The organism is Microbacterium radiodurans, assembly GCF_008710705.1.
Taxonomy (GTDB): Bacteria; Actinomycetota; Actinomycetes; order Actinomycetales; family Microbacteriaceae; genus Microbacterium; species Microbacterium radiodurans.
On record NZ_VYRZ01000003.1, the window covers coordinates 620,039 to 633,674 of the forward strand.

At 63.7% G+C, this 13,636-nt stretch carries 10 protein-coding genes; 8 read left to right on the forward strand and 2 right to left on the reverse strand.

The window, feature by feature from the left end; translation table 11 throughout:
- Positions 1–15: 15 nt before the first annotated feature.
- The 8 genes from F6B42_RS13195 (at position 16) to F6B42_RS14835 (ending at position 12,109) form a co-directional block, all read left to right on the forward strand.
- The gene (locus F6B42_RS13195; protein WP_223878501.1) at positions 16–3,045 is read left to right on the forward strand and encodes a type I restriction endonuclease subunit R; all 3,030 of its coding nucleotides are present in this window, start codon (positions 16–18) and stop codon (positions 3,043–3,045) included.
- 630 nt (positions 3,046–3,675) lie between these two features.
- Entirely contained in the window at positions 3,676–4,371 is a 696-nt protein-coding gene (locus F6B42_RS13200; protein ID WP_150420138.1) for a hypothetical protein, read from the forward strand.
- 195 nt (positions 4,372–4,566) lie between these two features.
- Positions 4,567–5,508 (forward strand): reverse transcriptase family protein, encoded by a 942-nt coding sequence (locus F6B42_RS13205; protein WP_191089363.1) that lies wholly within the window; start codon positions 4,567–4,569, stop codon positions 5,506–5,508.
- A 417-nt stretch (positions 5,509–5,925) separates the two neighbouring features.
- Positions 5,926–6,909, forward strand: a complete 984-nt coding sequence (locus F6B42_RS15020) for a relaxase domain-containing protein (protein ID WP_223878502.1) — start codon at positions 5,926–5,928, stop codon at positions 6,907–6,909.
- A 287-nt stretch (positions 6,910–7,196) separates the two neighbouring features.
- Complete coding sequence (locus tag F6B42_RS15025) at positions 7,197–8,960, forward strand: ATP-dependent DNA helicase (protein ID WP_223878523.1); 1,764 nt, start codon at positions 7,197–7,199, stop codon at positions 8,958–8,960.
- Between the two features lie 364 nt (positions 8,961–9,324).
- Positions 9,325–10,878 (forward strand): AAA family ATPase, encoded by a 1,554-nt coding sequence (locus F6B42_RS13215; protein ID WP_150420140.1) that lies wholly within the window; start codon positions 9,325–9,327, stop codon positions 10,876–10,878.
- 152 nt (positions 10,879–11,030) lie between these two features.
- Positions 11,031–11,669, forward strand: a complete 639-nt coding sequence (locus F6B42_RS13220; protein WP_150420141.1) for a DUF2325 domain-containing protein — start codon at positions 11,031–11,033, stop codon at positions 11,667–11,669.
- An 86-nt stretch (positions 11,670–11,755) separates the two neighbouring features.
- Positions 11,756–12,109 (forward strand): hypothetical protein, encoded by a 354-nt coding sequence (locus F6B42_RS14835; protein WP_191089364.1) that lies wholly within the window; start codon positions 11,756–11,758, stop codon positions 12,107–12,109.
- 115 nt (positions 12,110–12,224) lie between these two features.
- Here F6B42_RS14835 and F6B42_RS13230 read toward each other — a convergent pair whose 3' ends face one another.
- Together F6B42_RS13230 and F6B42_RS13235 are read right to left on the reverse strand one after the other, a co-directional pair.
- Positions 12,225–12,872 carry a hypothetical protein gene (locus F6B42_RS13230; RefSeq protein ID WP_150420142.1) on the reverse strand — a complete coding sequence of 216 codons (648 nt, stop codon included), beginning with the start codon at positions 12,870–12,872 and terminating at the stop codon, positions 12,225–12,227.
- Positions 12,873–13,111: 239 nt separating this feature from the next.
- Positions 13,112–13,636 (reverse strand): competence protein CoiA family protein, encoded by a 525-nt coding sequence (locus F6B42_RS13235; protein ID WP_150420143.1) that lies wholly within the window; start codon positions 13,634–13,636, stop codon positions 13,112–13,114.

The following is a 13,636-nucleotide window of genomic DNA, read 5'->3' on the forward strand; positions in this document are numbered from 1 at the left end:
GCCGAGCATCTGGCCGTGAGTGGCTGGTTGTACTCGCCCACCGATGCCGGCTACGACCGCGAACTCGCGCTATTCCCCGGAGACGTGCTCGGCTGGCTCGAGGACTCGCAGCCGACCGAATTCGCGAAGGTCGTTCGCCCCGGCGATAGCGAAACGCAGCGTGACGCGGCGGGTCGCAGCATCCTGAATCGTCTTTCGAAGTCTCTCGACAATGATCCGTTGAAGAACGGTGGGACGATTCGCATCCTGCATGAGGGGTTCCAGATGGTGCCGCTTCATGGCGGTGCGGTGAAGTTCCAGCTGGCGCAGTTCCGGCCGGCGACGACGAACAACCCGGACACTCTCGCGGCGTACGGGATGATGCGGGTGCGGGTGATGCGTCAGGTGCATTACTCGATGAAGCATCCGAACAAGGCTCTGGATCTGGTGCTGTTCGTCAACGGCATCCCGGTCGCGACGATCGAGTTGAAGACCGACTTCACGCAGCCGATAGGCAACGCAGTGACGCAGTATCAGTTCGATCGGAACCCGGCGGGTGAGCCGTTATTCGCGTTCGCGAAGCGGTCGCTGGTGCATTTCGTGGTGTCGAACTCCGAGGTGCGGATGACGACGAAGCTCGCCGGCGCCGCCACACGGTTCCTGCCCTTCAATAAGGGCAACGATGAGGGCGCGGGGAACCCGCTGAACCCGAACGGGTCGGCATCCGCGTACTTCTGGGAGGAGATCCTGCAGCGCGACACGTGGCTGCAGTTGCTGGGGTCGTTCGTGCATCTGCAGGTCGAGGTCGACGTGGACCCCGACACGGGCAAGAAGACCCGCACGGAGAAGGTGCTGTTCCCGAGGTATCACCAGTGGCGGGCGGTGACCCGGCTGGTGGACGCGGCGCGGACAGAGGGCCCAGGCAATCGGTACCTGGTGCAGCACTCGGCGGGGTCGGGAAAGACGAACTCGATCTCGTGGCTCGCGCACCGCCTGTCCCAGCTGCACGATGACGCGAACGCGCGGGTGTTCGACACAGTGGTGGTGGTGACCGACCGGACGGTGCTCGACAAGCAGCTGCAGGACGCGATCGCGCAGTTCGAGAAGCAGGCCGGGGTGGTGCAGTCGATCACGAAGGATGCGGGCGAGTCGAAGTCGAAGCAGCTTGCGGCGGCGTTGACCGGTGGCAAGAACATCGTGATCGTGACGATCCAGTCGTTCGAGGCGCTGATCACCGCGCTCCAGACGCTGCCCGAGCTGCAGGGGCGCCGGTTCGCGGTGATCGCGGATGAGGCGCATTCGTCGCAGACCGGGTCGACTGCCGGTGCGCTGACGAAGGTGCTGTCGCCTTCGGAGCAGGCGGCGGTGGCGGAGGGAGCGCCGATCGACTCGGACGCGTACCTGCAGTGGGCGATGGAGGTCACGGCATCCGCTCCCAACATCTCGTACTTCGCGTTCACCGCGACGCCGAAGGCGAAGACGCTCGAGCTGTTCGGGCGGATCCCGGAGGGTGGGGATCTGCCGGAGCCGTTCGATCTGTATTCGATGCAGCAGGCGATCGAGGAGGGGTTCATCCTCGACGTGTTGCAGAACTACACGCCGTACAAGGTGGCGTGGAAGCTGCAGCATCCCGATGGGGACTACGACGGTGCCGGGGAGGTTGACGAGTCGACCGCGGTGAAGGCGCTGGTGCAGTACGTCAGGTTGCATCCGACGAACATCAGCCAGAAGGCGAAGATCGTCGTCGCCCACTTCCGCACCTTCGTGCAGCCGCTGCTGGACGGTAAGGCGAAGGCGATGGTCGTCACCGGGTCACGGGTCGAGGCAGTCCGGTGGAAGAAGTACCTCGATTCCTACATCGCGGATGCCGGGGTGCAGGGGGTGCGGTCGTTGGTCGCCTTCTCGGGCACCGTCGAGGACCGGGGCGATGTCGGGGAGGGACTGACGGAGCGCACCCAGAACCCTGGGGTGCCTTCGGATCTGGCTGAGGCGTTCAAGCCGGCGACGTTCAACGTGATGATCGTGGCGGAGAAGTTCCAGACCGGGTTCGACCAGCCGCGCCTGGTCGCGATGTACGTCGACAAGAAGCTCGGCGGGGTGCAGGCCGTGCAGACCCTGTCGCGGCTGAACCGGACGTACCCGGGCAAGGACAAGACGTTCGTCCTCGACTTCGTCAACGATCCCGAGGACGTGCTTGAAGCCTTCAAGGTTTACTACCGCAAGGCGTTCCTGACCGCTACGACCGATCCGAACCTGATCTACGACCTCGTGATGAAGCTCGACGGCGCGGGGATCTACGACATGTCAGAGGTCGAGCAGGCGTTCGACGCCGCCCTCGCAGGTGGAGTGAACGTGAACTCGAAGGTGTCGGCGGCGACTGCGCCGGCGGTGGACCGGTTCCAAAAACGCTGGGTCGCCGCCGTCCTGGATGACGACAAGACCGAGCAGGATGAGCTGCGGCTGTTCAAGGCCGACGTGGGGAACTTCGTGAAGTTCTACGACTTCATCTCCCAGGCCCGCAACCTCGAAGACACCGACCTGCCGCGCCGGCACTACTTCTTCCGCCGCATCCTCCCGCAGCTGTCGACCGCGACGGTCCTCGAACCGGTCGACATCTCAGATGTCTCGCTCGTGGGCTACAAGATCAGCGCCGGCGAATCGGTGGCGTTGAAGTTGGAGCAAGGGCCGGGGCTGGACCCGATCACCGCGATCGGCTCGGGCGCGATCCACGAGAAGCACCGGTCCGCGCTCGAGGAGATCATCCACAAGCTCAACGAACGCCTCGGCGACAAGTACGGCGTCGGCGTCATCGACATCACGATGAACCACATCGTCGGCAAGCTCGCGCTGGACTACGACCTCGCCAAGCAGGCCGAGGTGAACAGCCCGCAGCAGTTCGCTGAGTCGCCAGCGCTGCCAAAGGCATTCAAGAATGCCGTCGTCGAGGTGCGGGAAGAGACGCCCGCATTCATCGACGACTTACTCGGGGACAATGAGTTGTTTGCGGAACTCGCGAAGGTCTTGCCGGCGATGCTGTATGAGCACCTGAACGAAAGGCGAGCGTGAGAGTCCTCCGGAGATTGTCGATGGTCAGAGCGAGATTGGGTCGCCCGACCTGGATACCGACTTACGCGCAAGGTTCCCTCGTATGGGTGGCGATCGCTGCAATTCTGAGCATCGTTCTTGGTTGGGCCCTGTTTCGATCTCAGGCCTGGTCGGTGCAGGCAATGAGTCGCTAAGTCTGGTGGTTGTCGTTGGTGTCCTGACGGCGTCGATCGGCGCCATCTCCCGTTCGATGGCGCATCAGCACCCTGAGCGCAGTCGGCTTGATCACACGGGGAAGCTGCTTGCTGTCGGGGCGTTGACTTTTTCGATCTGGGCCGCGTTGTTCCAGATCCCGGAGACTGTCGCACGACTTTCGCCGTTCGCCTGGTGGATTGTCGGTGGATGTGCGCTCTTGCTTGGAGCGGGCCTCTGGGTCGAGTTTTGTCGCCCCGCGAAATTCTCAACCGAGCCTGAGGTTGGCGTTAGTGAGCAGGGCCCTGAAGCAAGTCTCTAGCGTCGAAACTCTGATGCGTTCAGACGTCGCCAGCGGCCTAAACAGAAAAGGCTAGAGCGGCACTGGCGTGACCGGAGAGCGCACGTCGTTGGACGGTGGCGCCGAGGAGCCGGTCATCGTGGATGTACTCTTCCGATGTGGAGCGAGCCGATCAAACTGACGTCACACTACAAGATGTATGGCTATTTCTAGATGAGGCAGGTACCTCGGCGAACGACGCTATGACGTTAGTCGGAGCGACTGCGTTTCAAAATGTGCTCGACGCGGAAATGGCGATCAGGAACGCGTACCATCGCGCTCTCGGCGATGCTTCGATCTGGCCGGATGAGACTAAGAGGCGCAAGTTCGCCGAGACAGGCTTTCACTTCACGGAGGATAGTGAGTCGGTACGCCAGGTACTGCTGGCCGCGCTCTCACAACTTGAGTTTCGGGCCTACGTCGCTTACGCGAGGAACGACCTCTCACAGGAAGTCGGCGCCAGGCTGGTCGCGATGTACGGCACTCTCCTCTCCAGTGTGCTTGCACGCTATCGAGAGACCGCGCTCACCGTCGTATTCGAACAGAACTCGACGATGGATCCACTGTACGGAAAGCTGTGGAACGTTCTCACCCGTGACGTCGCGCTGAGCGATGCAAGAGCGTTTCGGGGGACGAAGTCCGCACCGTGCCTCGCCGCCACTGATTACGTACTCGGCGTGACCCGCATTCACCTCGCCGGGAACGCGCACGATTTCCAGGAGAATCGGTATGTTGCTCTTGGCAGGAACCTTGCCTACCTGATCGATTTCGACGATGACCGTCACCTCGGCGGCAACCGGCACCCTATTGTGTAAGTAGTCCGGGGGTGCCGCAGTTTTGGAGGCGAGTCGCCTTCGTTACCTAGTGATCTGTGAGCGACTATGGCACCCCTGGACCCCTTGTTCGAGTACCGCGTTCACCCGACCCGCGCATCCCTCGAGGCCCCCCTCGGGCGAGACTCGATGACGCTTGAGGGACTGGCGGCGCGCTGCGACGAGGGAGATGCGTACGTGACCGGCTTCATGACCATCCGTGGCAAGTCTCGGTTCATCGCGGCGCCAAGGCCAGAGTTGGACGCAGTTCAGCGACGAATCAATCTACTCCTCTATCCGATCGACCTGTCGCTGGGTGCTTCCCCGCATGGTTACGTCGCGCGAAGGTCGACCCTGACCAACGCACGTCCGCACGTCGGCGCTCGATTTCTTCAGAAGTTCGACGTGAAGGACTACTTTGCGAGCATTACCGCCTCACGCATCGCGACCGCACTCACTGAGCTTGGATTCGGATCTGAGGCCGCGACTCTGATCTCACGGCTTACATCGCATCGTCTGCGTCTGCCGCTCGGCGCCCGCACCAGTCCGAGGATCTCAAATATCCTCCTCATCGACTTCGACGACCAGATGGAGAACCTCGCGCGAGAGCAAGGCCTTCGATACACGCGGTACGCGGATGATCTCGCTTTTAGCTCGCAGATCGCATTCGATGTGAGCGATCGCGTCGAGCAGGCGATTCGGGCTGCCGGCTTCGAACTCAATCCGATGAAAACTAAACAGTTCAAGCATGGCCAGCCCATGTTCGTGACTGGCCTTTCTATCCAGGATGCGACGCGTCCAAGAGTTCGGCGGAGGTTGAAAGCGCGCCTCCGTCAGGAGTTCTACTACATCGAGAAGTTCGGAATCGAGGATCATGCGGCCGCAGTCGGAGAGAGTTGGCGCGGCGTCTTGCATCGCCTAACCGGCCAGTTTCATTACTGTCGCACGATTGAGCCTCAGTTCACTGCTCAGCTGACACTCGACTTTCCGGCTGCGAGCAGTTCCGTTGCTCCGGTGCACGAAGATTCGCGGGTGGAGCGAGCGCAACGCCATCGACGTGAGTTCGTGGCGGAGGTCATGCGACAGCTGCCGACCGCGATTCCGTTCTATGTGCCGCAAGCTGATCTATTTGAAAACTGAGTCACGGGTTGGTGTGCCCCGTCTATCGGATACTGGCGCTCGAGTAACCCGCGGGCGCGCTCTTGAGCGGCTGCCGCGCGCGGCGACGCGGCCTTCGCGGGGTTCTTGGGCGCATCGCTGAGGGACGGAAGTGGGATCTAAATTCGCTGTTCGAGCGAACGGATGGCCCCGACGCGCGCAGCCAGGGCAAAGCATGCCGGCCATCTTTCAATCAGCCTCGCCGTCATCGCTCCATACGATCTACCTGATCGAGCTGCCCATGCCCGACGAGTCGCCCATGATCGAACATTCGAGTAGTCCAGCAATGCACGCAGGCATCACTGATGGGCGGCGCCATCCAGAGACATCGCGATCCACTTGCCTGCATCCAGGAAAAATACCTGGATAGACGGCAAATCACGAGTCTATTCTGGCGGCGTGCGAGGCGGACTTGAACGGTGGAAGCGGGGCGTCGGATCCCGCGGCGTCCGACAGGCGATCGCCTACGCACTTGAAGGATTCTGCGACGCGCACCGCCCGGACACGACAGGTGTCGAGGCGCTCGAGGCGTATGCCGAGGCATCCGACGCCACCGTCACCAGGTTCATCGTCGCCAGCGGCCGGATCGGAAGCGATCAACTCACCGCCGGTGGCCTGCGTGTCTGGGCCACCGCGCACGACCCGATCACGGGGGAGGAGCGCGGTCATGAGCGCCTGAGCCCCGACGCCGATCTACTTCTTGACGGGACGATCAACCACCCCAAGACATACAGCATCGCCGCGCTCCTGCATCCGGAGCTCGCAAACGAGATCGAAGCCCTGCAGGACCGCCTTCGCGACCGCATCCTGCTCACCTGGCAGTCGGAGCTCAATGCGCGTCGCGGGCACAACGGGATCATCCGTGAAGACATCGCCCGGATCGAGGTCGTCGAGCTGCAGCACCGTCGATCGCGCGCACTCGATCCGCACATCCACCGGCACCTCTGGCTGAACATCAAGGTGCTCGGTGTCGACGGCAAGTGGTCCAACCTCGACTCTCGGGTCGGGATGAAGCTGCACACCGTCATCAACGCGGAGGGCGAGCTCGCCGCCCGCACCGACCCCGCATGGATCGCCGCGCTCGCGCGCCACGGATACACACTCAACGACGTGGGCGAGATCGCCCAACTCGCCGGCGCCGTGCGGCCTCTCTCGCGCCGGTCAGCGCAGATCGAAGCGAACCGTGCCCGGCTGATCGCGGAGTGGTCGGCGGCGCACAGCGGGTCGGCGCCGAGCATCCACGCTCTAAAGCAAATCGACAGACGCGCCTGGGCCATGGCGCGTCCGAACAAGCCGACCGATCTCGACGAGATGTCATGGGAGACGAGATGTCATGGGAGACGACGGCCCGCGATGAGATCGCAGCGATCGACCCGAGCCTAGTCCTGCCGCGCGCGGCTGTTCCGGTCGCGGCTCGAGAGCTACACGCCGTCGAACTCGATCTGCTCGCAGCGCAAGCGGTCGTTGACGCGGATGAGCGGTCCACTTCGTCGGGCGGGTGTTTCGGCGTCTTCGATCTCCGCGCCGGCGCGATCCGCGCGCTCTCTCGCTCCGGCATCGTTGCCGAGCGCAGTGAGCTCGATGGGGTGATCGCCGACGTCGCCGAGCGTGCGACGCACGCAGTGCAACGCCTCGTCGATGGGGCCTCGCAGGCGCACGTGAAGGCCTTCATGGCGACCGCAACCGTGCGCGCCAAGATCCGCCTCGCCGGTCGTCTGGACGCTCCCGCCCGGCAGGGCCGCTCGTTGCTGCCGGAGGAGCTGCGCGGGTTCGCTGCTCACGAGAATCTGTCGACGTTGGATGGCTCACAGGTCGTCGCGTCGTGCGCTATCGCCGGCTCGGACGGACTCGTGACGGTGACCGGCCCCGCCGGCGCGGGCAAGACGACCATGCTCCGCGCCGCCTTTGCCGCTCTTACGGCGCAACGGCGGCGGATGCTTGTGGTCGCCCCCACGCGCAAGGCGGCGTCAGTCGCGTCGCGTGAGGTGGGAGCGTCGGCATCCAGTCTTCACGCTCTGCTTCGCGAGCACGGCTACCGATGGAGCCGCGACGAAGCCGGCGCCATGGTGTGGACGCGGCTACGTCGCGGGGATGTCGACCAGGAGACGGGAGGGGCTTACGTCGGCCCGACCCGCTACCTGCTGAATCCACGTGATCGGATCGTTGTCGACGAAGCCGGCATGGTCGATCTCCACACCGCGAATGTCCTCGTCGAGCTTGCGATCGAGCAGGGCGTCGGAGTCGCGATCGTGGGGGATACGCATCAGGCGACGCCGGTCGGGCATACCGGAGCGATGGGCTCCGCGATCCGGCACGCTAACGCTGCGGTCGAACTCGACATCGTCCACGAGTTCCGCGACCCCGACTACGCAGCACTCACGTTGCGACTGCGGAACCCCGGCGACCGCGTGCAGGCTATGACGGTCGCGCGGGAGCTCGCACACCGCGGTCACGGTGACCGTGTCGACCACCTCGAGGCGGCCCGCGAGCGGATGATCGAGGTGTACTTCGAATGGCATGGGAAGGGCAAGCGCGTGACGCTGGTGACGGCGACGAACGCCGAGGCGAATGCCATCAACGACGCTATCCAGCAGCGGCGCGTCGATCAGGGTGAGCTCGACGCCGGCGTCATCGCGGCGGGGATGGGAGAGCAGCGCATCCTCGTCGGCGACAGCGTCCAGACCCGACGCACCGACCGCACCACGGGCGTCGAGAATCGTGCGCAGTGGATCGTCCGCGACATCCGGGACGGGTTCGTCTACCTCGTGTCGGTGGCCGACAGCGGGGAATTGACGCGCGCGTCTGCCGATTACGCGCGCGAGCATCTGCAGCTCGCTTACGCGTCCACCGTGCACGGTGTGCAAGGTGACACCGCCGACGCCTCCGTCGTCGGACCCGACGTGGATGCAGCCGGGCTCTATGTCGGTCTCACCCGCGGGCGCGAGTACAACACCGCGATCGTCGTCGCGCGGACGGAAGCTGACGCTCACAAACTCCTCGCCGACTCGATGCGGCGTGGCATCCCCGAGCTGACGATGCAGGATGCCTTGCGCGCAGCCCAGGCGGAGCTGTGGCGCGCGGCGCGTGAACGGGAGGCCGCGACGGTCACGGTGCCGGTGGTCGGGGCGCCGACGCGGGATGGGGGATGGAGAGATACGCGCCGGCTGGTCTGCCTCTTCAACCGCCCAGCACGCGGAGTAGTAGTCGTAAGCCAGCGGGAACGTGAGGCCAGGCAAGGCGATCAGCGCGGCGACACCTCATGCCATCCGGACTCGTCGCGCGCCCTAAACTTCGCGGCGCAGGGCGTCGAACGCGGCTACATCGGGGATCGAAACCGGATCGTTCGACCAGGTCGATCCTTCGCGAACTGCCGACGCGACTGCCGCAATCTGCGCCGGATCGAGGCGCGGCGGTTGCATCCTCAGCCACTGTAGAAGTTGGGGTGCGGCCAGCACCGTCACGTCCTCGGGTTGCTCACGAATCTTAATTTCCTTAGCGTCGACGATGACGATAGCGCCGCGCACAGCGACGTCCGTGCCAGTTCCACCACTACCCCAAACGCGGACATCACATTGCCGTTGCTTAGATATGTTGATTGATGCCAGTCATCGTGCACCGGGAGGCAACGTGGCATCGATCTCGTCGTGGAGTGTGGCGGACTTCAAGTCCCTTGGGTCAGCGACCCTAGCTCTTCCGCACCTAACGGTCCTTGCAGGAGCGAATAGTTCAGGCAAGTCTTCAGTACTGCAGTCGATCCTCCTCTTAGCGCAATCCATTACTCGCGGTGGGAATCTAGTCATGAACGGGCCACTGGTACGCCTCGGCGAGCCCGCCGACGTCGTTAGAGAGGGTCAGGCGGCGGTTGAACTTCGATTCACGGTACAAGGCGGGCCTCCCGCAGTGGTTGAGCCTCCGCGCGCGCTGAAGTTCGATGTCTCATTGTCGCTCGCCCCGTCGGACAACGGGGTTGCGCTAGTCCCCACCGCGTTCGAAGTTGTGGACCCGGAAGGGACGGTGCTAGTCGCGGCGACGTCCGAGCGGATGCGGCAAGCCGACATCGACGCGTTCTCGCACACCGCCCACGGCCTCGATCTCTCGTTCCTCCGGCTAACCGTGTTCGGCGGACGTAAGGCACCCAACAGGATGTACTTGGGCTTTCTCGGCGTGGCTCCAACCCTCCTCGCACGCCACATCGATCCTCGCGTGATCGTGCGTCAGATGGAGTCCACTCTCGACGACGTCTTGTCAACCGACCGGATGACATATGAGCTCGCGCAAGAGGTCACTCAGTTGGTGCCGAAGCGGAAGTTCTTCAAAGAGCTCCACATCGAAGACCAGCGCGAGCCTGCCTCGGTTCGTATCGCGCCCACGCCGCTGTGGTCCAAGCGAGACTTCGCCGCGCTCGACGCCGCTCAGCGGAAGGAACTCGTATCGCGCGCGGCGGCGAAGCGAGCCCGAGTCGAGTGGGCTGTGATCGGTCCCGGGCTTGGATACCTCGGGTCTCCACACCGTCTGAATCGCCGCTACTACTTCGAAGGTGGAGTCGTCGAATCTGCGCTTGCTGACGAGCACTCGCTCGGGTTGACCTTCTTGGGTGCGTTCGCCTCCGCGGTGGAGGACTTCGGCGGCCAGGTGAAGTACCTCGGTCCTCTTCGCGATGAGCCGCGGGTTGTACAAGGCGCTTGGGATGAGCGCGTTCGTGCTCTCCCTGTCGGAATCCGTGGCGAGTTGACGGCAGAGATTCTTACCCGAGAAAAGGATCGAACGATCAGGTTCAACGACTGGGATGGCCAACCGAGGGAAGGAACGCTGCCTGACGCTGCCGCTCTTTGGTGCAACTACTTTGGCATCGGAGAACGAATCAACGTTCTCGATCTTGGAAAACTCGGGCGCGGCGTCAATCTGAGAGTGGACGGAGTCGATCGCGACCTCACGATGATCGGTGTCGGCGCGAGTCAACTGCTCCCGATTTTGGTGGCGAGCCTTGCCGCGGAGACAGGCAGTTTGATCCTTATCGAGCAGCCTGAGCTTCATCTGCATCCGTCGGTCCAGTCGCGACTAGCGGACTTCTTTCTTTTCGCTCGCCCCGACGTGCGGTTCATCGTTGAGACCCACAGCGAATATCTAGTTACGCGTATTCGTAGGCGTATCGCCGAGGAACGCGCAACACCGCGCGACGTGGAGGTCATGTTCGCCGAGCGTCGCGGCGGCGCCACGGAGATCCGATCCTTGGCTCTTGGAAATGGTGGGGACTTCGACGAGTGGCCCGATGGCTTCTTTGATGCGCAGGAGATCGATTTGCGCCACATAGTGAGGGCGCTCGCCTCCCGTGTCGCCAAGGCTGACAGTTGACGACGATTGTCCTCCTCGACCCCGCAATTGTCCTGGACGCGTCAGACGAGCCAGCGTTGGAACGCCTCCTTGATTGGACATCCGACGCCCGTGTGAGGCTGGGGACTCGGGCTTGGGTCCGAATTGCGGAAGACTACGGCACGAATGCGCTAATGCTGCCCGCAGCCTTGATGAGACTTGCGCATCGCGGGATCGGCGAACTACTGTCGCGCCCTCCGCTTGAATCTGATGAAGGCGACTCGTCCAAATCGCTTTCGGCGCCTTACTCGGGGCAGCCGGCGACGCACAAGTTGCTGTTGCGGGACATCGTTGGCCTGGGTGAGGTCGACGAAGAGCTCGCACTCGGTACTCACGAGAGCCTTTGGGGCGGCCCCATTAGCTCGATTTCATGTGTCCCGCCGCCTCCTTCTGACCTGCCTGTTCACCTGAAGCCAAACCTGCCTACGCCTGCTGAACTTCGGCAGCGAGCCACGGAGTACTTCGAGCGTCGCCGCATACTGATCATCGGCGGCCAAATCGACGGAGACGTCATTCGCGCGCTCGGCGATGAACTTGGAATCAAGCAGGAACTTGTGCGTTGGGTTCCCAGCGAGAAGAACAAGCGGGCTAGAAACCTCAAGGACGTGATCGGAGGGCTTCCTGTCGACGCGATCGTTGTCTGCGTGGTGGGAAAGGTGGGCCACGATGTGAGCGGCGAAGTGAAGGACAACACGCAACGACGAGCTGTCCTCCTATGCGAGTCCCGCTTCTCGTCTCAGATCCTTGATGACTTGCGGGGACTCGTTCCGTAGAGCCGGCGCTGGCGTGTTCTCAGGCCAGCCGGGCGTGAAAAACACCTTCTCGTGCCCGCAACGTCCCATCCGCGAGCACTGCCCGTATGGGGATCTTCACTCGCAACCTCATGGGGATAGCGACGCATGCCGAGCTACCCGACCGGCGTGCCGAGACGAGGGTCACCGTCTTCGTCCGGGACGAGTACCTGGTCGCCGCGCTCCAGCGCGTCGAGCGTGAGGTCGATGTCGTGAACAGCGAGGTCAGCCAACTTGCTGGGGCCAACTACGACTACGTTGTCGGGACCCGCGACCAGGGCCACATAGTCGGTGTTCGGCAGCACCACAAACTGGAGCGCCCAGCCGATGGTGTTCCCAACCTCTTGCGCCCGTTCATTGATCGCGGCACCTCTGTCGGAGTGAGTCCCACGCAGCGACAGTACTCGCCTGGTCACACGTAGACAGCGCAGTGCATCTGGCCAGCACCGCGTAACACTCGGCGACTGCACGTGCCGGCCCCGCATCCGTGCAGTGCTCGGCTGGGGATCCTCGCCCCCGCTGCCTGGAGCGTGACGTTTAGGACATCCCTGCTTCATGGGCGTGACGCTCGCACCGGCCGAAGTGCGTGCGACGATGGGGGAACTCTTTCGAGATCTGTCCGCCGCAGACGACACAGATTCCGGGCGGCACATCGGCGAGCCGACTACCGGGGGCCTTCCTCGCAACGTGATACCCGTGCTGGCCGGGGACCCGGTCGAGGATCCCTTCCGTTCCCAATGCACTGAGCATCTTCCGCAATTCCCGTTCGATCGTGTTGACCGGGAGAGTACAGGGGTAGGTGAGGGTGAGCTCGCGCAACAGTTTGGGTGCGGTCAGCATCTCCTCGGGCCGGAGCGGGACGATCACGGTGCGTATCAGTCTCCACTTCCAGATTCGGGCGGGGATGCCGACCTGCAGGTCCCCATCATCGACGAACCAGTCCGGCAGAATCAGCTCACCGAAGTACTCAAGCGCGGGAGCACCTTCGGGGCTAGCCTCCCGTCTCATGAGAAGCTCAGTCTCCCGAGGGGCGTTGCGCTCCGCGTTCGCGGTCCGCGCCCCGGCACGCGCCTGCGCAGCACGAACCCGCGCTTGACGTGTCGCCTGGCGCTGACGGTCAGCTTCGGCGCGTGCTTGCTCTGCTGCGTCGATGGTGGCGAGTGCGGTAGACGTGTCGGCGTCCAACTGATCGAGGGCAGCGTTCGTATCCCGCCCCCCGTCAGGGTGGACGAGTCGAGAGGTTCGGTAGCGAACGGGGCTTCATCGCCCGGCTGCGGGTGCGTCGTCCAGGTGCGTCCACCGAGGCTCAATTGTCCGGTCCCGTAACCGACCTGCCGGAGGACGGGGTTCACCCACAGGAGCCGGCCGGTCTCTTCGAGGGCTACCCGGTGGACGGGTGAGAGTTTCACCCGGACGATGTCGTCTCACCCGGCCCGGAGGTGAACGCCGGCGTGGACGAACAGCCACACGTCGACGATTCCCGCATGCCGGTACCAGGAGTGCCGTTCTCTAAACCTCTCTACCGGGAGGGGGGAGATCTGCACTTCGATGGCGAACCGAGTGCCGTCCGGTAACGTCACGAACACGTCCGCGATCCGCGCCCCCGCAGCCAACACCTTCTCGAACGTGACGACCGCGTTCGGGTAGCGGGTGCGCGCGCACTCGGCGAGCACCTCCTTTGACTCGATGTGATGCCAGGTCTCCGGGCCGTGGTCGGTCGCCGCGTCGTTCCGCAGGTGTCGGAAGTGGTGCCGGCGGTCTCCGCCGACGGTCGTGATGCTGGGTGCCGGGCACCCAGGCACCGGGCACATGAGCGTGGTGCGCGTGAGCGATCCGTACGTCTCCGCCTCCCCGTCCGGGAGATGCACGAGACCTGGTCCTCCATCCCGGCATGCAGCGTAGATGAACCGGGGGTCATCAGCCGCGAACGCACGAAGGTCAGAGGTCAC

Coding starts and splice junctions, on each gene's coding strand:
- F6B42_RS15025 (WP_223878523.1), top strand. CDS start 7,197: ATGGCGACCGCAACCGTGCGCGCCAAGATCCGCCTCGCCGGTCGTCTG.
- F6B42_RS13215 (WP_150420140.1), top strand. CDS start 9,325: ATGAACGGGCCACTGGTACGCCTCGGCGAGCCCGCCGACGTCGTTAGA.
- F6B42_RS13220 (WP_150420141.1), top strand. CDS start 11,031: ATGCTGCCCGCAGCCTTGATGAGACTTGCGCATCGCGGGATCGGCGAA.
- F6B42_RS14835 (WP_191089364.1), top strand. CDS start 11,756: ATGGGGATCTTCACTCGCAACCTCATGGGGATAGCGACGCATGCCGAG.